Here is a 20,823-nt window from a genome sequence, read left to right on the forward strand (position 1 = left end):
GCGGCACGTGCCATCGTGTTCGCGGGAATCGCGGTGTTGTTGTCGGCGCTGGGGCATGGGGCCTCGGCGGGGCACAGCGTGTCGGTGTCGGCTTTCATCGTGGCGTTTGCCGCGACGGGTTCGATCGCGTGGGCGCTGGCCGATCGTCAGCGTGGCTTCTTCGCCATCGGCGGTGGGCTTGCGGTGATGCAGGCGGTCTTGCACGTGTGGTTCGGCATGTCATCGATGTCGGCCGCTCACGCCGCTTCCCAAACCATTGATCCGCACAGTGATGCGGGCATGTTCGCCGCGCACGCGGCGGCCGCGCTGGTGTGCGCGGTGTGGCTGTGGCGCGGGGAACTCGCCTTCTTCGCGCTACTGGCGACGCTGTATACACGGATTCTGGCGCCTCTGCTTCTGGTTCTGGTGCATCCGTCGGTCGACAGCGAGCCCCGAACCGTGGTGGAAGCCGACCATCGCATCGAGACGCTGCGCGCGGGCGTGCTGCGTCATGTGATGGCGCGGCGTGGGCCTCCGGTGGGCGCGGTTCGGTTCTGAGAGTTCGCCATCGGAGGCAGTCACGCCTTGTGCTGCCGGTGGAGGCAGTGCTGCCCGGCCGATCGTCGATCGGCGCGATTCGGCGCTGCCGGTATTCCGGGGGCGAACGTAGCCGCTCGTGTCATCGATGCGCGTGAGCAAGCCGTCAGGGTCTGCCGCGACGCCGGTGCGCACACCCGGCCCCCGTCCAGCGGCAGTCGGTCCTCTACGCCGGTGTGCGCACCGTGCGAGTCCGGCTGCCGGTCTCTCCGCACCGCCGAATGGTGGTGTCGCGAACAGAAATTGTGCGAATGTTTTCTCCTTCTCCGCTGTCGGCTGCCTGCCGCGGCGACGGTCCTTCTCCTCGATCGGCTCTAAGCGCTGGGCGCTTTCTCGTGTGCCGGATGCGTCGATGTGGAGGCCGCGGATGTCCGACGAACTCCTGACCGCGCTGGCGTTGTCGGCCGGTGCCGGCAATCGAAAGGCGTTGGAGCAGTTCATCCAATCGACGCAGCGCGATGTGTGGCGTTTCGTCGCGCACCTGACCGATGTCCAATCCGCTGACGACCTGACACAGGAGACGTTCTTGCGGGCCATGGGCAGTCTGCCGCGGTTCGCCGGGAATTCGACCGCACGAACCTGGCTGCTGTCGATCGCTCGCCGCGTGGTGGTGGACCGGTTCCGCAGTGTCGCCGCTCGTCCGAAGACGACTCAGGTGCCGGAATGGTCGCAGATTCTCGAGCAGCGGCCTGATCGGCGTACGCCGGATTTCGCCGAGGAGGTGGCGTTGAACGACCTGCTGTGCAGTCTGCCGCAAGAGCGGCGCGAGGCGTTCGTGTTGACCCAGGTCTTGGGTATGTCCTATGCCGAGGCGGCGCAGACGGTGGGTTGTCCGGTCGGCACGATTCGTTCTCGGGTGGCCCGTGCCCGCGAAACCCTCGTCTCGGTGGTGCGGGGGATCGACGGGTCCGCCGCCGACGGTGATCATGTCGCGGAACCGATAGGCGTGGTGGTGCGACTACTTCCGGGCACACCGGTCGGCGTGCGGGTGACGGCCGGTAAGGAGGTGGGGTGATGGCGGGGCTGAACCTGCGCTTGCGGGGGGTGTCGTGCCGGCACGGACGTGTCGACGTGGTCAGTGATGTCGACCTCGACATTTCTGCCGGTCAACGGGTCGCATTGACCGGTACCAATGGCTCGGGCAAGACGACGCTGCTGCGCGCGGTGATCGGCCTGCACGCGGCTGTGCGGGGCGAGATCTCCGTGGGAGGCCGTGGTGGTCGCACATCGGCGGACTATGCGTGGCGGCGGCGGGTGTGCGGGTGGATTCCCCAGCGGCCCGCGGCGGGCCGATTTCCGCTGCTGGCCGGTGAGCTCTTGGCCAGCAGTGGAGACGTCCGTCAGGCGCAGGCGATGGCGACACGGCTGGGTGTGGGCGAGCTGCTCGGCCGACCACTCGACACGCTCTCGGGTGGGCAACTGCAGCGTATGCACCTGGCCCGCGCGGCGGGGTGCGTGGCAGCTGGTGCGAGCGTCGTTCTGGCCGACGAACCCACGGCCGCGTTGGATTTCGCTGGTCAGGAGGAAGCCGCCGATGTCCTGACGGAGCTGCCTGTCACCCTCGTCGTGGTCACCCATGACCGCGCCATGGCGCGGCGTTGCGACCGAGTGCTGGAGATGGCCGCAGGCCGACTGCGGGAGTTGTCGTGAACGGGCCTGCGCAGCTGTTCGATCTGCTCGGAATGGGGTCGGTGCAGCGTGCCGGGGTGGCGCTATTGGTGGGCTCGATCGGGCTGCCGGTGGTCGGTGTGGCCATCGTGGGGCTGGAGATCATCCCGGTCCGGTTCGCGATGATGCACGTCGCGCTGCTGGGCGCCGCGGTCGGCATGCTGACCGGATGGGATCCGGCGTTGTGTGGTCTGCTCGCGTGTGCGGTGGCCGGGGCGGGGATCACTCCGCTGGCGCGCACGCCGGAAACCCTCTCCGGCGCAATGGGTTTGCTGATGAGTTCGGCCGTCGCGGCAGCGCTGCTGGTGCTTGCGGTGGCCGGAGTGAACGCTTCGGCGGCGTTTTCGCTGCTGTGGGGTTCGATTCTCGCGGTCCGGGTCCAGGACGTCGTCGTGTTGGCGGTGCTCGCGGTAGTGGTGCCTGCGCTGTTCTGGTGGCGAAGACGTGATTTGGCGCTGCTGTTGCACGATCGCGAGCTGGCGTTGGTTTCCGGTGTGGCGGTGGGGCGGCTCACGCTGATTCTGCTGGTGCTGATCGCGGTTGCGGTGGCCGGAGCGATCCGGCTGACCGGTGCGCTGCTCGTGGATGCGCTCACCTTGCTGCCGGCTTTGGCCGCGCGGCGGTTGGGCCGCTCGCTGATTTCGATCATCGTCTGGGCTGTCGGTATCGGCGTTGCGGTGAATTCCGTGGGATTCGTGCTGGCGCTGGCCTTCGATCTTCCTCCTGGGCCGGTGCTGGTCCTCACCGCGGGGGCAGTCGCCTTCGCGGCCCATCTGATTCCTGAACGGAGAACATTCTCATGGCACGCTTTCGACCATTGACCGCCGGTATGAGCCTGACGACTGTGGTCGCGGCAACCGTGCTGCTGAGCGGGTGTTCCAGCTCCGAAAGCGAACAGCACGACCACCATGGACACACCCACCCGGTCGTCGTGGCGACCACCACCTGGGAGGCTGCGTTCGCCGAAGCCGCAGGCGCGGCGGACGTGAAAGTCATTGTTCCGCCGTCGGTTCACCATGCTCCGGACTACGATCCCAAACCGTCGGATCTGACCGCGGTGGCGGAAGCGGATTTCGTGCTCTACGCGCCGTTCGAGCCGTTCGCGGCCAAGATCAAGGAAGCCGCGGGATCGAAGGCCGAAGTGATCGAAGTCGATCTGGACAACTCCGCGGCCAAGGTGAAAGCCCAAGTGCAGGCGCTGGGCGAGCGCTTCGGCACCACCGCGGCGGCGCAGGCGTGGACCGCGACGTTCAGCACCGAGTACGACAAGCTCGGCGGGGACGTCCGCTCGGCTTGGCCGGGTGGAAGGCAGCCGACGGTCATCGCCCAGGTGTTCTCGACGTGGGCGGCCGAGCTGGCAGGTGCGCAGATTGTGGGCACCTATGGTCCTGAACCCGTGACGCCCGGTCAGTTGGCGGAGTTGAGTGCGAAGAAGCCGCAGTTCGTGCTCGACAACGCGCACATGTCCACCGGCGCCGTGCTGCCGGACTCGGGCGTCGAACAGGTATCGATCGTGAACTATCCCGAGCAGGGCCAGGATCTTCTGTCCGTCTATCGGGGTGCGGCAACCGCGTTGAAGAAGGCGCTCTCCGGGTCCTGACCAGGCGGATCGTGAGGCGGGGCAGCCGTGGAATGGCTGCCCCGCAGTGTTTTCAGTGCCTGACGGCGGTGAACCGTGTTTGCAGAGCCGCGCGGTCGGGTTTGCCCGCAGGGGTCAACGGCAGGGCATCGAGCAGCAGGAGCGATTCGGGGTGTTTGCCTCGCTCCATGCCGTTGGCCGCCAGATGAGCACACAGCCCTTCCAAGTCGAGCATGCTGCCCGGCCGTGGCACGACGCAGGCCGCGAGTCGCTCACCGAGCACGTCGTGGGGGACGCCGATGCACGCCACGTCGCGGACATCGGGATGCGTGGCCAGCATGCGTTCGACCTCGGCGGGGCTGATGTTCGCGCCACCGCGAATGACGATCTCCTTGAGCCGCCCGACCACGTGCAGTCGGCCTGCGGGGTCGAGGACGCCGAGGTCACCGGTGCGTACCCAGCCGTCGCTCGTGCGATAACGTGAGTCCAATTGCGGGTCCCCGACGTAGCACAGCGGCGTCATCGGGCCCCGGGCGACTATTTCTCCGGTTTCACCCGGCGCCGCGGTCCGGCCGGTGTCGACCCGGTCGATGCGGATCTGCGCCACCCGCGGGTCGGGTCGCCCGACCAGCACTCCCGAAGTCCCGTCGTCGGAATTGATTTCGCCGGAATCGATTTCGTCGATGTCCGTGTGACAGTTGACGCCGTCGGCCGACCCGTAGAGGTTCACCACCGTGCATCCGAATGCTTGTTGTGCCTCCCGGGCGGTGGTGGCGTCGAGTTGGGAACCACCGAGCACCAGTGCCGTCAGTGCGGAGGTGTCGGTCTCGGCTGCGCCGTTTTCGAGCATCATCCGGATCATGGTGGGGACGCCGAGCACGTGCGTGGGACGATGCCGTTGGATCGACGCCAACGCTTCCCTTGGCGAGAAATGATCCAGCAGAATCAGCGCGCCGCCGTGGCGGGCCAGCGTCACAGCCGTGCCGTTGCTGCCGAACGCCGTGGCGAGCGGTACGAGAAACAGGCTGCGGGGCGGTCGGTCGTCGGTCAACAGCGATGCCATGAAGTTGCCGCGGCCGCCTGCCAGCGCGTTGTGAGAGTAGGCGACCATCTTCGGTTCCGACTCCGACCCGGAGGACACCAGGATGCGAGCGGCCGCGTCCGGATCGGGGCGATCCGGGACGAAATCGTCATAGTCGCCAGGGAACAGCTCGGCGAAAGGCACACAGCTTTTCGGCGCGAAGTCGATACCGACGGAGACTACGAAACGCAATGTCGGCAATTGGCCGAGCAACTGCGCGAGATCTGTTGCGTGGTGGTGTCCACGGAACTGGGCGGCGGCCAGGACACCGACGGCTTCCGATCTCCGCAGCAGCGACTCGGCCTCGCGCATGCCGCGGCCGGCGGGGAACGGCAGGGCTACCGCGCCCAGTGCGGCCAAAGCGAGGTCTGCGATGACAGCGGCGCGGCAATTCGGCAGCTGGATGCCGACGACATCGCCGGCTTGTACGCCTCGGGCGGCCAGACCGGCGGCCAGTTGCCGCGCCAGGGCGTCCAATTCCGCGTAGCTGACCTCGCCTTCGTTGTCGACCAGTGCGGTTCGGTGCGGGTGCTGGCAGCGGCGTGCCCGGAACAGCGAATACAGGTCGAGGTCGGGGTAGCTGCCGTCGGCCGCCCAGGTTCTGCGTAGCTTGCGGGGGACCAGATCGTGTAGTGCGACGCTCATCGGAACCTCCAAGGCGACGACACGGCGACGGCGCCGTGTTCGTCGCGTGTCATGGCGCCTGCGAAGCGAGAATCGGTGGGCAGGGTGGTGAGATCGGTGGTCACCGAGGTGGTGATGATGCCTCGGCCGCGAAGCATCGCGCAGGCGTCGTCGGTGGACAGCGCACGCACCTGTGCCGCGGTGTCGGCTGCCGCGACGGCGTGCTCGTCAGCGGGTGCGATGAGCCCGTCAGCGGTCGGCAACGGGCGACGGAATCCGGCGGGGTGACGGAGGGGAAGACCGTCATGCGCCCGGCGCAGAGCCGGCGCGGTCAGTAGTTGCGCGGCGGCCAACAGGGAGGATTCCACGCGCACGCCGCGGCCGGTGCGTTCGCGGGTCAGCAATCCGGCCAGAATCGCTTCGGCGCCCAGCATGCCGCCGAGCACGTCCAGCAGGGTCATCAGTGACGGTGTCGGTGGTTCGTCGGCTGGGCGGGCCGCCTCTCCGACGGCGGTGCGGGCTTGCACCATGAAGTCGGTGCCCATGGGGGCGTCGGGGAGCCGTCCTGCCCAGCCGCTGGTGTAGGCGTAGATCAGGCTCGGGTTGGCGGCCGACAGCGTGTCGGCGGCGAGCCCGAGATGCTCGGCTTTGCCGGGCGCCCAGTTGTGTAGAAAGACGTCGGCGTCGGCTGCCAGTTCGAGCAACCGCTGTCGGTCGGAGGGGGACTTGATGTCGATTTCGATCGTGTCCTTGCCCCGGTTGAGGGCCAGCCAGCGTGCGGAGATGTCCGAGCAGGTGGGTGGCATGCCACGCAGCGGGTCACCGCCTGGCGGTTCGATTCGCACGACGGTCGCGCCGAGCAGCCCCAGCAGGTGCGCGGCGAGTGGGGCCTGGACTCGACGCCCTGCCTCGAGCACGGTGAACCCCGCCAGAGGGCGCTCGTCGCTACATCGGCCGCGTGCCGGTATCGCCGCGGGGATCCCCGGGTAGGTGGCCAGTTCCCAGGGCAGCGTCGATTCTCCGCCGTCGTGCAGTTCTGCCGAGCGTTCGGCGAGGGTGTGTAATCGGCAGACGTCGGCGCCGGATTCGGCCGCGGCTGCCTGTACCTGTGCCCACGTGCTGGCCAGCGTGGCGTGATGCAGCTCGTCGGGGATCGGAGCGCAGGCGGTGGCATAGCGGAACTGGAAGGGTCGCCAGCCTTTTCGTGCGGCTTGCATCGGTGCTCGCATGGCCTGCCAGAATTCGGCCCACACCGCGACGTCCAGTGCTTCGAGTTCGAATCGAACGCCGTCGGCAGTGGTGAACGGTGGCCCACCAGGCGCCAGTGGGCTGGCTTCATCGTCCTCGGCGCACGCTGCGGCGAGGTACTGCGAGACGGTCAGCAGCGCCACGCGATCGAGCGAGACATCCGCCGAGGTGACCAAGGTGCCCCTCGCGCGGCCGATGAGCGCGGCCAACAGGCCTTGGACGGCGAGCACACCGGAAGCGGTCGAGACGTAGTCCACGGCCAGTCCGCGGGGTGAGCCGTCGCGACGTCCGTGCACGAGCATCAGTCCTGCGGCGGCCTGCGCGGTCGCCTCATCGCACACCTCGCTGTCCGGCCTGCCCCAGAACAGGCGGGTTTCGACTCTCGCGCCGTCGAGGTCGGTGAGAGTCAGCGCGTCATGGTCGGCCGTGGAAGGTTCGGCGCCCAGCAACCGCAGGTGCTGCGCCGCGATCGAGACCGGACCCGGCGGTCCACCGGTCTCGAGCTGCACCCCCTCCAATGGTTTCGCCGTCAGTTGGTTGTCGGAGGTCCGCGTAGCGCCGAGTGTCATGGCTCTCCTTCTCGAACAGAGTGACCGCCGCGGGAACTCGGTGGCGATCGCCGCCGACCACTCCCGCGGACAACAGCAGTCGCAGCGCGGGGACGTCGAGTTCCCGGCAGACGAGGAGAAGCCATGGACCCGTATGCATCCGACACCCGTATGTCCGCCGCCGCGATCGACGGCACGTCGCTGCGTGAGCGTGTGGAAGCCTTTGTGGCGAAACGAGTGATGCCACAAGAGATCCTGCTGGACACAGGTGGCCCGGATGCTGCGGCAGCCCGTTCGCAGTTGGCCGACGCCGCGCGGGCGGAAGGGCTGTGGGGGTTGCCGCTGCCGAGGGAACTTGGTGGTCGGGGACTTTCGTTCGCCGAGTACGTGTGCTTGGCCGAGGCCGAAGGCGCCAGTGACCACGGGCCTGCGGTGCTCGGCTCGGCCTCGCTGTTGGATGTGCGGATGTTGCAGCGTCATGCCGGTGACCGCGTTCGGGAGACCTACCTGGGGCGACTGGTTTCCGGGGAACTGCATGCGGCGTACGCGATGACCGAACCCGACACACCAGGCACCGATCCGACGTTGACGGCCACCCGAGCGACGGAGGCTCCGGACGGTTCGTGGGTGCTGTCCGGTCGCAAATGGTTCGTCAGCGGCGCCCAGGACGCCGATGTGATCACGGTGCTGGCTCGCACCGACGGGCGGGCGTCGGACCGGGATGGGCTGTCGTTGCTGCTGGTGCCGACGGACGCTCCGGGCTTCCGGCTCGTGCGTGAGCTGCCGGTCCTCGGCGTTGGTGGGCAGTGGGAGATCGCCCTGGACGAGGTGCGGCTGCCGAAAGACCATCTAATCGGCGAGCGGGGACGTGCGTTGCCGATCGCGCGGCAGCGGTTGCAGCTCGGCCGGACGTTGCGCTGCCTGCGCTGGCTCGGCCAGGCGCAGCGGGCCTATGACCTGATGTGCGAGCGAGCTCGCACGCGCGGTCAGTCATCGGGAACGCTGGCCGAACGCCAGCTGGTGCAGCAGCATGTTTTCGAGTCGCTGTTGGCCATCCGGAGCACCCGGCCGCTCGTGCACAAGGCGGCCGCGCTCCTCGACGCAGGTCATGACGCTCGCGTGGAATCCGGTTTGGCGAAGGTGGCCGCGGCGCGGACGCTGCAACAAGTGGCTGATTCCGCGATCCAGGTGTACGGGGCTGCCGGGCTGGGACCGGATACCGCGCTGCCGGGACTGCTGCGAATGGGGCGGATGGCGCGCTTGCTGGATGGTCCGGACGAACTGCATATCACCTCCGTGGCCAGGTCGGTGTTGCGCTGAGGCCGCGTCAGGTGTCGAAAGGAGCGATCAACCCGGTCTGTATGGCCAGAGCCGCGGCGAAGAAGAAATTGCCCCAGATCAGCTCGTGGTTGGTGGCAAGCCCGCGGCCGAAGTCGTAGCATCCGCCACCCAGCCTGCCCCCGGGTTGCGGCGCGCCGGGACCGCTCATGAAGTCCGTGGCAAGCCGTCGCGTGATCTCGGTGGCTCGCAGCCGCATCGCTGCGGACCGTGCTGTACGCGTTTGTGCTGCAGCAAGTTTCAGCAGCGCTACCGCCTCGATCGCGGCGGCCGAGGTGTCTGGTGGCGCGTCAGGATGGTTTTCGGCGGTTGGTACCAGGAGTTGATCGGCATCGAGGAGTGCACAGGCATCGAAGAGGAATTCCGGGGACAGGTACCGGCATGCGTCGGCCAGTGCGAGCAGGAGCCAGGCCCTGCCTCGGCTCCATCCTCGCTGCGGTTGCGGCGAGGGAAGCCATGTGCCATCCGACCAGGCCCATGCCGGGGTGCCGATCGGTGTTGTCCGCCAGAGGTGCAGGTGTGTTGAGAGATGTTCGCGGGCGATATCCGCGCCGCGGGGGTCTTTGTCTGTGGCCAGAAGTGGTACTAGGCCGGGAATTCCGTCCACGCGAGCGAGGAGGCGTGGGCCACCGAACGCTGAACCCCATGGCAGTACACGGAGATTGTGATCGAAGTCCGAACGGCACTGGCGTGCGGCACTCTCGCGGAGCGCTGAGGCGCGGGAGTCTTCCCCGCGCCTGGTTGCCAGGGCTGTTCCGTACCAGAGAATCAACCCGCGGGTGGAAGTGTCCGATGTCGCCCAGTCGGCCAGGCGTTGTGTCGTCTCTGCGGCGGCGTTGCGATGCTCGTGCCGACCGCTAGCTGATGCGCGCAGCCACAGCAGGCCTGCCCAGAAGCCGCCGGTCCAGGATCCGCGGGAGGTGGTTGTCCATTCGCCGGAAATGCTGTCGGCGTAGAGCGGAAACCGGGTGCCCACAGCGGCTTGTGTGCTCGATACGCGGTTCATGAGGGCATCGAATGCCTCGCACGCCCAATCCGTCACCATGTTGCGCCCCCGCACCATTCCGTCGTATGCAGCTGTTGAACTGTACGTAATTAAAACTGCTGTCGCGGCGCACGTTTCGTGCATTCACAGCGGCGCTTGTCATGCATATTCCTCACGCCCGCTCCTCGACGCGGGCCTCACGATCGCGCACTGCCCACAACGCCGCGACTGCCGCCGCGACAGCGAATTCCACCGCGACCATCAGCCAGCTGTTGCTGTATCCGATCGAGGGCACCACGGTGCCGAAAAACGGCGGGCCAATCGCGAATCCGGCGAAGAACCCCGCCGACACCAATGCCGAGTTGCGTCCGGCTCGTCCAGGGGCCGAGCGCTGGATCACCAACACCATGGACACCGCGTTGCCCGCCATGCCGAAGAAGCCGACGGCAATCACCGCGATCCACACCACCCCGGTCATCAGGGCGGAGGCGGCCAGCAGCAGCGCCGCGATGCCGGATCCGAACGCCAATCCGGCGGGCAGGACGACTGCCGCGCGCGGGTTCCCCGCCACACGTGCCCAGCCGATGCGACCTGCGATGCCCGCTACGCCGAGCACGGCCACCAGGGTCCCCGCTGCCGCAGCGCCGAGGCCGAGCCGTCGTTCGCCGAACAGCGCCAAGTAAGTGTTGATCGATGCCATGGCGGCTCCCAGAAACAGGGAGTACACGGCCAGCCAGTACACGATGCCGTCGTTCCCGCGTGGTTGCGGCTTGTCACCGATGCCCGAGCTGGACGCGCCGTGATGCTGTCGCGACGGGTCGGCGGGCAGGGTACGCCACACCCACAGCGCTACTAGCAGCGCGATACCCGCCGCCGTCCACACCGCAGTACGCCAGCCCGCCGAAGCGGCCAGCGCGGTGAGCGGCAATCCAGCGGCGATGGCGCCGAGTTGGACACCGGATTGTTTGGCGCCGGTCACCCCTGCGCGATAGGTCGGCGGGATTGCAGCCAGGATCGCTTTGTTCGTTGCGGGGTTGGCCAGTGCCTGCGGCACGCCGCCCAGGGCCACCGCGGCGAGGAGGACGCCGTAGGCCGGTGCGGCGGCGATGGCGCCGAGGGCCGCACTGACGGTCAGCAGCAGCGCGATCAGGCATCGTCGTGGACCGAGCAGATCCACCGCGCTACCGGCCAGCGGCGACAGCAGCGCGGCTGTTCCGAAGCCCATGGTCGTCGTCAATCCCAATGCGGTGGTGGACATCCCGAGATCCGGAACGAGGCGCGGGCCCAGCGCGCCGAGGACGAACAATTGCAGCATGGAGAAGGCCATGGCTGCTGTCAGTACGCCGGTCACCGAGGCTGTCGTCAGCCGGTCCCGTCCAACCGCGGGGTGTGTCTGCACTGCCGTCCTCCCAGCCATGCCACGCCGCCCATCAGCGGCCCTGAGGTCAGATAGTCGCGCGGCGTGCGGGTTCGGTTCCGCCAGCAGGCGAGTAGCGGAGCCCGGCCCTACCGATCGGAAGCGTCGGCGACGCGGTGGCGTCCGGTCCACCGATGTCGGGAACTTTCCGTCGGTGCGATCCGACCACTATGCGCGAGCTGTTTCCTCTGGAGGGCAGTACTTTCTGGTCGGAGGTCGGGTGGATCCAACGGTGGACGTGAATCGCGGAGATGTCCGTTGCATTGGGATCGTCGCGGTGGTGGTGTCGCTGACGCTCGTCACCGGCGCCGTGCTGGCGATGGGTGAGGTTCCTTACCGCGCGGCCGGCACGACGTATCCCGGGCTTGCGTCCGCGTTGGGCTACGCGCTGTTGCGGACGGTGGCCGCGCTCGCGGGCGCGGTGGCGCTCGGTTCTCTGGTCTACGCGGTGTGCTGTACGCGGGTCTCCGCACAGGGGCGGATCCTGGTCGACGGCTATGCGGGCTTGCGGCTGGCCGAGCGTGCCGGCCTGGTCTGGTTCGTCTCGGCGCTGGTATTGATACCGGTCACAGCAGCGGATGTCGGTGGGTTGAGCCTGTCGGGCCTGGTGCGCGCGGGCGCGCTCGGAGCGTTAATCGATGCGAGCGAGAAACCCAAGGCATGGGTTGTCGTCGCCGCGCTGGCCGCTGTGGTGAGTCTCGGTGCACGGCTGACGTTGTCCTGGAGCGGGGTCGTCTTGCTGACGTTGGTGGCGGCTGTGGGCGTGCTGCCGCCCGCGTTGGTCGGCAACGCGGGTGAAGGGCCGAACCACGATTACGGCACGGGCGCGATGATCCTCTTCCAGGTCGCGGTGTCGGTGGGGCCGGGGTTGTTCTGGTGTGTGGCCGAGCAGCTGCGGCGCGGTGGTTCGGACACGGCGGTCGCAGTTCGGCGCGCCGTGGTCATCGGGATGCTGTGCACGGTGACCGCGGCGGCCGGCGGGCTGGTGCTCGTACTCGTGCTGTTACCGTGGTCGTGTGTGCTCACGACCGGATACGGACGGTTGGCACTGTTCGCGGGATTGGGGCTCGTCGCGGCGGGGTGGACGCTGTGGCGCTCTTACCGCACCCGGGTGCCGGATGATGGGAATGTATTCGTATACGCCTGTAGCGCAGCGCTTTCCGCAGTGGTGCTGAGTGTACTGGTGGCGATGGCGGTGCAACCGGCGCCCGCGTTCGCCGACCGGTCGTTCACCGCGCAGGAGGTGTTCCTCGGTTTCGAACTGACGGATCGGCCCGCCTTGTGGCGGCTGCTGGCGTCGTGGCGTTTCGATTTCGTGCTCGGGACGGCGGCGTCGGTCGCGGTTGTGGCGTATGTCCTCGGCGTGTGGCGTCTGCGTCGTCGTGGGGACCGCTGGTCGCGATGGCGCACTCTGTCATGGATGGGTGGTTGTCTAGCGCTACTGATCGCCACGTCCTCGGGCATCGGCACCTACGGTCTCGCGATGTTCAGCATGCACATGATCACGCATATGGCTTTGAACATGTTCGTCCCGGTGCTTCTTGTGCTCGGCGCGCCGGTGACGCTGTTGCTGCGAGCTCTTCCGTCGGCGGCGCGGGGCGCGGTGCACGGGCCGCGCGAGTGGGTGCTGGCGCTGTTGCATGCCAAGCCGACCGCTGTCCTGGCTTACCCCGGCACAGCGATCGCGCTGTTCGTGGTCTCCTTGTACGGGCTGTATTTCACGACGCTGTTCGAGAACCTGACCCGCTACCACTGGGGCCACGTCCTGATGAACGTCCACTTTCTGATCGTCGGGTACCTGTTCTACTGGGGCATCATCGGCATCGATCCGGGTCCGCGCAGACTGCCTCATCTGGGGCGGCTGGGGATGCTGTTCGCGGTGATGCCGTTCCACGCGTTCTTCGGCATCGCGATCATGTCGATGAATTCCGTTGTGGGCCAGCGGTTCTACGGCAATCTCCAGTTGCCGTGGGCGATCGATCTGCTGGCGGATCAGCACGCCGGGGGCGGCATTGCCTGGGTGTCCGGTGAGGTCCCGATTCTGCTGGTGGTGGGCGCGTTGCTGACGCAGTGGGCGGCCCAGGATCGGCGCACCGCGGTGCGCACCGACCGCAAGGACGACGAGTACGGCGATTCCGACCTCGCCGCTTACAACGCGATGCTGGAGCAGCTGGCACGCAGCCGTAGGTGATCTTGCCCGAGCCGTTTGACCAAGATGCCCGGTACCCGATCACCCGCCCAGCCGCGCTCGGCGCAGGCGCAGGCTGTTGGAGACGACGAAGAACGACGAAAAAGCCATCGCCGCGCCCGCGATCAGGGGGTTCAGCAAACCCAGCGCGGCCACCGGGATGGCGACGATGTTGTAGCCGAAGGCCCACACCAAGTTCCCTTTGATGGTGCGCAAAGTCGCGTGCGCCAGCTCGATCGCGTCGGTGGCCGCGGCGAGGTCTTCGCACACCAGGATGACATCGGCGGCGGCGATCGCGACATCGGTGCCCGCGCCGATCGCCATGCCGAGGTCCGCGGTGGCCAGCGCCGCGCCGTCATTGATGCCGTCGCCGATCATGGCGACTCGATGTCCGCGCTCCTGCATCTGTGCGATCAGCTCGACCTTGCCTTCGGGCAGTAGCTCGGCCACCACCTCGTCGATGCCGATCTCGTCGGCGACGGACTGCGCGGCATACGCGTTGTCGCCGGTGAACATGAACACGCGCAGACCGAGTCGATGCAGTCGGGCGACAGCAGGAGCCGCGCTGTCTTTCACGGTGTCGGCCACCGCGACGAGCGCGACGGCGACCCGGTCCACCCCGACCAGCACAACGGTGCGGCCGACTCGTTCCTGACGGCGGAGCTCCCGCAGTAAGGCCCGGGGCACGTCGATGCGCTGTTGGTGAAAGAGACGGAGCCTTCCCACGTGCACTTGCGCACCTTCGACGATGCCGCGTGCACCCAGTCCCGGTAGTGCCTCGAAGGATTCGATCGTAGGCAGGGTGTCGTGGATTTGTCGTGCATGCCGGGTGATCGCGGCCGCGACCGCATGTTCGGAGGCCGATTCCACGGCCCCGGCCAAACGCAGCACCTCGCCGTCGGTGCGCGTGCCCTCGACGGTTACGGCGACGACGCTCATCACCCCGTGGGTGAGGGTGCCGGTTTTATCGAGCACCACGGTGTCGACGTCGCGAGTCGCTTCCAGCGCTGGATGACCCTTGATGAAGATGCCCAGCTGCGCACCACGGCCGGATGCCACCAGCAGCGCGGTGGGTATGGCCAGGCCCAGCGCGCACGGACAGGCGACGACCAACACCGCCAGCGCTGCCGCGGCCGCACGCTCACCTCCGCTCCCGGTCATCCACCACACGCCGAAGGTCACGCCTGCGAGCAGGAATACGCATGGCACGAAGACCGATGACACACGGTCGGCCACGCGCTGCATGCGCGCCTTACCGGTCTGAGCCTGCTCGACGAGCCGGATCATGCCCGAGAGTTTGGTGTCGGCACCGACCGCGGCGGCCTCGACGATCAGCCGCCCAGTCAGCGCGGTGGTGCCGCCGATCACCGCCATACCCGGCGTGATGTCGACCGGAAGGGATTCGCCGGTCATGGCGGAGGCGTCGATGCTGGATTCGCCCGACACGACCAGTCCATCAGTGGCGATCGTCTCACCTGGCCGTACCACGAATCGCTGCCCCTCCACGAGTTCGCTTATCGGAATGCGCATCTCGCGCTCGTCGCGGGTCAGCACAGTGACCTCGCGGGCGCCGAGTGCGGCCAGTGCCCGCAAGGCGCTGCCCGCCGAGCGCTTCGCCTTCGCCTCGAAGTATCGCCCCGCGAGAACGAACGCGGTGACGCCCGCGGCGACTTCGAGATAGATGGCGTCGCTGGCCCAGATCGCAGCCCACACTCCGTCCGGCGCGGTTCCGGTCCGGGATGGGTGCAGATACATCGTGTCCAGCGACCACAGGGTGGCGGTGAGTACGCCGACCGAGACCAGGGTGTCCATGCTCGCGGCGCCGACTTTCGCGCCCGTGAACGCGCGCCGGTGGAACGGCGCCGCCGACCATAGCACGACGGGCAGGGCCAGCGCGGTGAGGATGAACTGCCAGCCGGGAATTCTGGTGGACGGCAGAGTCGCGAACATCACCGACAGGTCGGCCAGAGGGAAGAACGCCATCAGGGCGACCACGAGGCGGCGCAGGAGGTCCTTGACCTCGGCGTCCTCGGGGGTGGCGCTGATCGCCTCGGTGTGGTCGATGATGGGTGACGCGCCGTATCCCGCGGCGTCGACTTCTGCGCAAAGGTCTTCGGCGGTGACATGGTCGGCGGCATCGATCGTGGCGACTCCGGTCGCGTAGTTCACCGATGCGGTGACGCCGTCGACTTTGTTCAGCCTGCGTTCGACTCTGTTCGCGCATGCGGCGCAGCTCATTCCGGTGACGGCGAGAGAGATCCGGTTGGGCGCGTGGGTTGTCGAGTCGAGCTCGATGGTCATGTGAGTCCCTCTTATTATGCGGCGGGATCTTGGGTCGAGCGGAGATGATCTGCGCGTCTGCCCAATCGGGCGCCTGTGGGCAGGACGAATTCAGTGGGTGCGCGGTCGCCGACCGGAGGAGAGGTGTCAGGTCGTCGCGTGCGGTGGACGATGGTGACCAGTGCGAGCGCGACGACCAGTACGCCGTGCGACGCCACGCGCGGCAGTGGCACCACGCCGGAATGCAGGTCGGCGACAACGAAGGCGCTGAGTACGGCGACGACTGCGGCGAGCACGGGCAGTATTCCCGCGGCCGTCGATGGACGTATCGCACAGGCGAGCAGTCCGACCCCGATGGCCAGGTTCCACGCGGTGCTCTCGTTGAGCAGGTGGCGAGTCATTTCGGCACCGTGGTGGCTCATTCCGAAGTCGAGGCCTGCGATTTGGGCCAGTGCGAGGGCGACCTGCACGACACCGAGCGCGCCGAGCAGCAGTCTCGTCAGCTCGACCCGCGAACTCGGCACGATTGCGCGCAATGTCGAGGAGACCGATCGCCTCGGCCGTTGCAGTTCGGCTGCGGCATAGATCACGTCGGTGAGGTCGGGTGCGCGCGACCGGCTCCCGCGCACGAGCTTCGAAACCTCCACGGCCGTGAGGTACCAGGAACAGCACTCTCGGCACTGCTCCAGGTGCTCATCCACCCGCGTCGAGGGGACGGCTTCGGGCTCACCGTCGATCCGAGCCGACAGTGCTGTCCGGCAAACTTCGCACTCCACGTGCAGATTGTCGTCCACTCCGACACTCGAGTTCCCCGAAGGCCGCGATTACCGTCCCGCGGGAAACCGCAGCCTCAGAGTGGACTCGGCTCGGAGGCGTGTGTGGCGCCGATCCAGGGCAAGAGTTGGTAGATCGTTTCGGTGGTGAGGCGGTAGCGCATGAAGCCGGTCTCATGCCCTGGCGCGTCGTCGGATGCGGTGTAATCGTGCTGACCGACCCGCCTGAAAAGCCGGAACACGAACCCTTCTTGTTCACGTGGCGGTAGATGGTGGGCCGGGTGACGCGGACCCCGTGCTTCCAACTCTGGAGGTGGACAGCCTCCATCGAGAACGGACGGCTGATGGGAGTGGACGTGAACATCGAGGAAATGCTGGACCGGCTCGGCTCGGTGATCGGGCCGCCGCCTGTGGGCGGAGTGGTATGAAGCCGCTGCGACCTCTTCACAACTGTCAATGGCTGGGCCGGCGAGCGTCGGGTGCCGGTCCGTGAATCACCCTCTACCAGGGCATATCCCGAACTTCGTTGGATTCTCGGTGAGTCCGGAACCCCTTCCAGGGGCATACGAGCAGGTCAAATATGGGATGGCACCAACAGCGAGCCCGGTGGCTGAGCATTTGGTCCCCGAGTGATGGGTCAGAGTGCTTGGGTCGTGTAGAGGGCGGCGGTCGCGATGGCCACGCCGCCGAGGGTGAAGCGCAGTGCGGTTTCCGGTAGCCGGGGTTGCAGGTGTGCGCCGAGGTATCCACCGGCCAGCCCGCCGATGCCGCAGCCAAGGCCGACGATCCAGTCCGGGGCTATGTCGGTGCCGCCGGTGGCGACGGCGATGCCGGCGTAGGTGGCCACGCCCGCGATCGAGGTGATCAGTGTGGAGGTCAGCGCCGCCGGTGCGAGTTCGGCCAAGGGGACGCCGCGTCCGGCCAGGATCGGGCTCAGCAGCGATCCGCCGCCGATGCCGTAGATTCCGCCGACGACGCCGACCCACCGCTTGGCCGACGCGCTCGCGGCGGGCGGCGCCCGGTGCGCCGAAGTCACCTTCCGCACCCCGGGCGCGGAGCAGGTACTCGAGACGATGGCGGCTCACGGCGGCCTGAGAGTCGGCGCGGGCACCATATTCACCCGGGATCAGGCGGAACGGGCCGTGGCCGCCGGAGCCCGCTTCGTCGTCTCGCCCGGCTACGACGAGGAGGTCGTAGCACGGTGCCAGGAGCTGAGTGTGCCCGTGGTGCCGGGCATAGCCACCGCCACCGAGCTGATGCGCGCCCTGCGGGCAGGCTGCCACACCCTCAAGCTCTTTCCCGCCGAACCACTCGGCGGATTGCGAACGCTGCGGGCACTGGCGGCGCCCTTCCCGCAGGCCCGATTCATTCCGACCGGCGGGATCGAAGAGCGCCACCTGGCTTCCTACCTCGCCGACCCCGCGGTCCTTGCCGTCGGCGGCAGCTGGATGGCGACCGTAACGCACCTGGAGCGGGGCGACTACGCGGAAATTCGCCGGCTGACTGCCGAGGCTGTCGATCGGAGCACGCCGTGACCGACGTCATGGCCCTGGGCGAGGTGATGCTGCGCTTCGACCCGGGCGAGGGCCGCATCCGCACCGCCCGCACCTTCCAGGTCTGGGAGGGCGGCGGTGAGTACAACGTCGTACGAGGCCTGCGCCGCTGCTTCGGACTGCGCACCGCGATCGTCACCGCCCTCGCCGACAACGCCGTCGGCCGACTGGTCGAGGACCTGATACTCCAGGGCGGAGTCGATACCTCGCTGATCCGTTGGATGCCGGGCGACGGCATCGGCCGCACCGCCCGCAACGGGCTGAACTTCGTCGAACGCGGCTACGGCATCCGTGGCGCGCTCGGCGTCAGCGACCGCGCACACACCGCCGTCAGTCAGCTGCGCAAGGGTGATTTCAACTGGGACGCCGTCTTCGCGGCAGGCCCGCGCTGGTTCCACACCGGCGGCATCTTCGCCGGCCTCTCCGAAACCACCGTCGATGTCGCCGAGGAGGCCATGACGGCCGCCCGCCGCCACGGGGTCACCGTGTCCTACGACCCCAACTACCGCGCCAGCATCTGGGCCGACAGAGGCGGCGCGGACAGGGCCCGCGAGGTCGACCTGCGACTGGCCCGGCACGCCGACGTCGTCGTGGGTGCCCTGGGGCTGGCCGGCACCCGCCCGGGTGATGTGCGTGTCGGTGCCGAGGAGATACCGGACGCGCTGGTGGAGGCGGCGGGCCGGGCCCCCAACGCGTCGGTCGTGGCGACGACGCTGCGCGAGGTCCACTCGGCCGATGTCAACGACTGGTCCTCGGCTGCTTGGTCCGCCGAGACCGGCTTCGTTTCGGGCCCCTGGATGCGCGGCCTGCATGTTCTGGACCGCGTCGGTTCCGGCGATGGCTTCGCCGCCGGACTGATCCACGGTCTGCTCACCGGCGCCTCGATCGAACGCGCTCTCGCCTACGGCACGGCCCACGGCGCCCTCGTCATGACGACACCCGGGGACGTCTCCATGGCCACGCTCGCCGAGGTCGAAGCACTCATCGAAAACGGATCAGCCCACGTCACACGCTGACCGCGATGGTTGACCACCGAGACGCGGTGACAAACTCCAAATACGCTGGCAACCACGAAATTTCGAAGCACTACATCGCGACACTGAGGTGGCCCTGCTTCTGGCCGGGGACTGCTTCGCTAAGGGTGTTTGCGGCGATCTCTATCAATAGGTTTGGACGTCGGGCCAGCGGTCGGCGAAGGTGATCGCGAACGCGTTGACCGCGGGCTTCCAGCGCATCGTCCTTCGTGCCCGACCGGCGCCGGTCGGGTCGAGTGATCGGGTGACCGGATACAGGCACTTCAGCGCGGCTTGCTCGGTCGGGAAGTGGCCTCGGGCTTTGATCGCGCGCCGGTAGCGCGGCCAATCCGCGCTCGAGCCCGCGACCGGCGGCTGCGAACGCAAGCGTAAGATCCTGCGCGTCCTGTTCGTGATGGCCGATGGGAGGTCGGTGAGCCAGTGGATCCCGCGCTCCGGCTCAGTCGGGCTGCCCCGGGTCCCTCGACGCTTCGGACGTCTCGGATCTGCAGTCCCCCTGGCCTGCGATGCGCAGGCTCGGTCGACTTCACCACCCGCGAAACCTGGCGCGAGGCTGTCTCGGAACTGACTGCCAGGGACCACGACGTCCACTTGGACCTGTCCGGCCTTACGTTCATCGACACTTACGGAACCTCGATTTTGGTAGAAGCCGCCACCCGATCCTCGGAGGTTCGGCGAATCGTGGTACATCGGCCCCCGGCGATGATGCTTCGGGTACTCGCGGTGTTCTGGCCCTCTCTACAGACGATCGAGGTAGTGCACACATGAGCTTGCCTGGCGTTACCGACCCATTCGTGCACCCCGCGCTGTTCTACCGCGACACGGCGGAGTACCTCGCGGGCACCCTCGGCTTCATCCGCCAAGGACTCGAGAACGGCGAACCGGTCGCGGTGGCGGTCCCCGGTCCCAATCTGTCGCTTCTGCGCACTGCACTGGGCTCCGACGCCGCCTCGGTCCAGCTGATGGACATGACTGTCGAAGGCCGCAACCCGGGCCGCATCATTCCCGGCGTGCTTCGCGCCTTCGCCGATAAGTACCCCGCCGGACGCGTGCGAATCATCGGCGAACCGATCTGGGCCGGACGCTCGTCGCTGGAGTATCCAGCCTGCGTTCAGCACGAGGCTCTGATCAACGCGGCATTCACCGGGCGGGAAGTGAGCATCCTGTGTCCCTATGACACCGAGCGTCTTTCGACCCAGGTCTTGAACGACGCGCACGCTACCCACCCTGTGCTCATCGATCACGCGGGCCGGCGAACGAGCAGCGCCTACAACCCCGACCACATCGTCGACTTCTACAACAGAGAACTGCCCTCCCCGCCCGCGGCCTCCGCAACCGTAGCCTTCGACGCGACGTCGCTGCCCCACATCCGGCGCCTGGCCATCGATTACGCCCGCGACGCCGGCATGCCCGAGCACCGCGAGATCGATCTCGAACTGGTGATCGCGGAGACCACCACCAACTCGGTCGTCCACGGCGGTGGGCGCGGCAGGCTCACGATGTGGGCCGAGCAGAACGAGATCCGCTACCAGATCAGCGATCAAGGACACATCACGAATCGCCTCGCGGGCCGCCTGCCCGCACAGTCCTATCGCCCAGGCGGCCGCGGGCTGCTGATGGTCAACCAGCTCACCGACCTCGTCCGAATCCACACCACCCCGCACGGCACCACCATCCAGCTCCACTTCGGCTTGGATCGCGATTCGCCTTAGCACCGCGCTCTGCACCCGGCGGCACCGTCCGTGCGCACCAGCACCTTGCGGCGCGCCGACGCCCCAGCCGCTCTCCGAGCCGGAGCGCGCAAGGGCGGTCGGCGGACCGGCCCGTGACGAGTTCACTGCGCTTTCGGCCTCGCGAAAGGTCTCGGAGGCAGAACTTTCCACCGTCGCCGCGTGCCGAGTTCGTACCGGACTCGCACCGGCGTCCTCGGT

Annotated in this window: 18 protein-coding genes and 3 pseudogenes; 12 read left to right on the forward strand and 9 right to left on the reverse strand. The window is 67.7% G+C overall.

From position 1 onward, the window contains the following. Positions 1–39: 39 nt before the first annotated feature. The 5 genes and pseudogenes from AB0L97_RS05455 (at position 40) to AB0L97_RS05475 (ending at position 3,844) form a co-directional block, all read left to right on the forward strand. Positions 40–537, forward strand: a complete 498-nt coding sequence (locus AB0L97_RS05455) for a hypothetical protein (RefSeq protein ID WP_364425494.1) — start codon at positions 40–42, stop codon at positions 535–537. A gap of 391 nt (positions 538–928) precedes the next feature. Beyond that, positions 929–1,462 (forward strand): annotated as a pseudogene (sigC, locus tag AB0L97_RS05460) (RNA polymerase sigma factor SigC); the annotation flags it as partial. A 128-nt stretch (positions 1,463–1,590) separates the two neighbouring features. Then, positions 1,591–2,226: an ABC transporter ATP-binding protein gene (locus AB0L97_RS05465; RefSeq protein WP_364425496.1), complete on the forward strand. Its 636-nt coding sequence runs from the start codon at positions 1,591–1,593 to the stop codon at positions 2,224–2,226. Then, on the forward strand, positions 2,223–3,065 hold the full coding sequence (locus AB0L97_RS05470) for a metal ABC transporter permease (RefSeq protein WP_364425498.1): 843 nt from the start codon (positions 2,223–2,225) through the stop codon (positions 3,063–3,065). The genes AB0L97_RS05465 and AB0L97_RS05470 overlap by 4 nt, the downstream gene beginning before the upstream one ends. 8 nt (positions 3,066–3,073) lie before the next feature. Beyond that, positions 3,074–3,844, forward strand: coding sequence for a zinc ABC transporter substrate-binding protein (locus tag AB0L97_RS05475; RefSeq protein WP_364425500.1), 771 nt, complete (start codon positions 3,074–3,076; stop codon positions 3,842–3,844). 52 nt (positions 3,845–3,896) lie between these two features. Here AB0L97_RS05475 and AB0L97_RS05480 read toward each other — a convergent pair whose 3' ends face one another. Both AB0L97_RS05480 and AB0L97_RS05485 read right to left on the reverse strand, forming a co-directional pair. Then, complete coding sequence (locus tag AB0L97_RS05480) at positions 3,897–5,549, reverse strand: class I adenylate-forming enzyme family protein (RefSeq protein ID WP_364425502.1); 1,653 nt, start codon at positions 5,547–5,549, stop codon at positions 3,897–3,899. Beyond that, entirely contained in the window at positions 5,546–7,345 is a 1,800-nt protein-coding gene (locus AB0L97_RS05485) for a CoA transferase (RefSeq protein ID WP_364425504.1), read from the reverse strand. Before AB0L97_RS05485 ends, AB0L97_RS05480 begins: the two co-directional genes overlap by 4 nt. Before the next feature lie 123 nt (positions 7,346–7,468). Here AB0L97_RS05485 and AB0L97_RS05490 point away from each other — a divergent pair, with 123 nt between their 5' ends. Next, positions 7,469–8,644 carry an acyl-CoA dehydrogenase family protein gene (locus AB0L97_RS05490; protein WP_364425507.1) on the forward strand — a complete coding sequence of 392 codons (1,176 nt, stop codon included), beginning with the start codon at positions 7,469–7,471 and terminating at the stop codon, positions 8,642–8,644. A gap of 7 nt (positions 8,645–8,651) precedes the next feature. Here the strand turns inward: AB0L97_RS05490 and AB0L97_RS05495 are convergent, their stop codons facing one another. Together AB0L97_RS05495 and AB0L97_RS05500 are read right to left on the reverse strand one after the other, a co-directional pair. After that, entirely contained in the window at positions 8,652–9,668 is a 1,017-nt protein-coding gene (locus tag AB0L97_RS05495) for a hypothetical protein (RefSeq protein ID WP_364425509.1), read from the reverse strand. A gap of 151 nt (positions 9,669–9,819) precedes the next feature. Continuing rightward, complete coding sequence (locus AB0L97_RS05500; RefSeq protein ID WP_364425511.1) at positions 9,820–10,998, reverse strand: MFS transporter; 1,179 nt, start codon at positions 10,996–10,998, stop codon at positions 9,820–9,822. A gap of 346 nt (positions 10,999–11,344) precedes the next feature. Here AB0L97_RS05500 and AB0L97_RS05505 point away from each other — a divergent pair, with 346 nt between their 5' ends. Then, on the forward strand, positions 11,345–13,255 hold the full coding sequence (locus AB0L97_RS05505) for a cytochrome c oxidase assembly protein (RefSeq protein ID WP_364425513.1): 1,911 nt from the start codon (positions 11,345–11,347) through the stop codon (positions 13,253–13,255). 39 nt (positions 13,256–13,294) lie between these two features. Here AB0L97_RS05505 and AB0L97_RS05510 read toward each other — a convergent pair whose 3' ends face one another. The 3 genes and pseudogenes from AB0L97_RS05510 to AB0L97_RS05520 form a co-directional block, all read right to left on the reverse strand. Next, positions 13,295–15,553 (reverse strand): heavy metal translocating P-type ATPase, encoded by a 2,259-nt coding sequence (locus tag AB0L97_RS05510; RefSeq protein ID WP_364425515.1) that lies wholly within the window; start codon positions 15,551–15,553, stop codon positions 13,295–13,297. Positions 15,554–15,567: 14 nt separating this feature from the next. Further along, positions 15,568–16,179: a hypothetical protein gene (locus AB0L97_RS05515; RefSeq protein WP_364425726.1), complete on the reverse strand. Its 612-nt coding sequence runs from the start codon at positions 16,177–16,179 to the stop codon at positions 15,568–15,570. A gap of 33 nt (positions 16,180–16,212) precedes the next feature. Next, positions 16,213–16,326, reverse strand: a pseudogene (locus tag AB0L97_RS05520) (zf-HC2 domain-containing protein); the annotation flags it as partial. A 260-nt stretch (positions 16,327–16,586) separates the two neighbouring features. Here AB0L97_RS05520 and AB0L97_RS05525 point away from each other — a divergent pair. Continuing rightward, complete coding sequence (locus tag AB0L97_RS05525; RefSeq protein ID WP_364425517.1) at positions 16,587–16,733, forward strand: hypothetical protein; 147 nt, start codon at positions 16,587–16,589, stop codon at positions 16,731–16,733. A 209-nt stretch (positions 16,734–16,942) separates the two neighbouring features. Here the strand turns inward: AB0L97_RS05525 and AB0L97_RS05530 are convergent, their stop codons facing one another. Then, positions 16,943–17,341: a TSUP family transporter gene (locus AB0L97_RS05530; protein WP_364425519.1), complete on the reverse strand. Its 399-nt coding sequence runs from the start codon at positions 17,339–17,341 to the stop codon at positions 16,943–16,945. Between AB0L97_RS05530 and eda the strand changes: the two genes are divergently transcribed. Beyond that, positions 17,295–17,840 (forward strand): bifunctional 4-hydroxy-2-oxoglutarate aldolase/2-dehydro-3-deoxy-phosphogluconate aldolase, encoded by a 546-nt coding sequence (gene eda / locus AB0L97_RS05535; protein WP_364425521.1) that lies wholly within the window; start codon positions 17,295–17,297, stop codon positions 17,838–17,840. The genes AB0L97_RS05530 and eda overlap by 47 nt on opposite strands. Then, on the forward strand, positions 17,837–18,874 hold the full coding sequence (locus tag AB0L97_RS05540) for a sugar kinase (protein ID WP_364425523.1): 1,038 nt from the start codon (positions 17,837–17,839) through the stop codon (positions 18,872–18,874). The genes eda and AB0L97_RS05540 overlap by 4 nt, the downstream gene beginning before the upstream one ends. A gap of 144 nt (positions 18,875–19,018) precedes the next feature. On the opposite strand, the pseudogene AB0L97_RS05545 reads toward AB0L97_RS05540, so the two are convergent. Next, a pseudogene (locus AB0L97_RS05545) lies at positions 19,019–19,213 on the reverse strand (IS256 family transposase); the annotation flags it as partial. 99 nt (positions 19,214–19,312) lie between these two features. Here AB0L97_RS05545 and AB0L97_RS05550 point away from each other — a divergent pair. Together AB0L97_RS05550 and AB0L97_RS05555 are read left to right on the forward strand one after the other, a co-directional pair. Then, complete coding sequence (locus AB0L97_RS05550) at positions 19,313–19,660, forward strand: STAS domain-containing protein (RefSeq protein WP_356964031.1); 348 nt, start codon at positions 19,313–19,315, stop codon at positions 19,658–19,660. Continuing rightward, positions 19,657–20,604, forward strand: a complete 948-nt coding sequence (locus AB0L97_RS05555) for a sensor histidine kinase (RefSeq protein ID WP_364425526.1) — start codon at positions 19,657–19,659, stop codon at positions 20,602–20,604. The genes AB0L97_RS05550 and AB0L97_RS05555 overlap by 4 nt, the downstream gene beginning before the upstream one ends. Positions 20,605–20,823: the final 219 nt, after the last annotated feature.

Source organism: Nocardia sp. NPDC051911 (assembly GCF_040681035.1).
Lineage (GTDB): Bacteria > Actinomycetota > Actinomycetes > Mycobacteriales > Mycobacteriaceae > Nocardia > Nocardia sichangensis.

Bases quoted from the DNA above. Each gene is read 5' to 3' on its own strand.
- AB0L97_RS05465 (WP_364425496.1), top strand. From the start codon at position 1,591: ATGGCGGGGCTGAACCTGCGCTTGCGGGGGGTGTCGTGCCGGCACGGA.
- AB0L97_RS05475 (WP_364425500.1), top strand. From the start codon at position 3,074: ATGAGCCTGACGACTGTGGTCGCGGCAACCGTGCTGCTGAGCGGGTGT.
- AB0L97_RS05480 (WP_364425502.1), bottom strand. From the start codon at position 5,549: ATGAGCGTCGCACTACACGATCTGGTCCCCCGCAAGCTACGCAGAACC.
- AB0L97_RS05485 (WP_364425504.1), bottom strand. From the start codon at position 7,345: ATGACACTCGGCGCTACGCGGACCTCCGACAACCAACTGACGGCGAAA.
- AB0L97_RS05490 (WP_364425507.1), top strand. From the start codon at position 7,469: ATGGACCCGTATGCATCCGACACCCGTATGTCCGCCGCCGCGATCGAC.
- AB0L97_RS05495 (WP_364425509.1), bottom strand. From the start codon at position 9,668: ATGAACCGCGTATCGAGCACACAAGCCGCTGTGGGCACCCGGTTTCCG.
- AB0L97_RS05510 (WP_364425515.1), bottom strand. From the start codon at position 15,553: ATGACCATCGAGCTCGACTCGACAACCCACGCGCCCAACCGGATCTCT.
- AB0L97_RS05555 (WP_364425526.1), top strand. From the start codon at position 19,657: ATGAGCTTGCCTGGCGTTACCGACCCATTCGTGCACCCCGCGCTGTTC.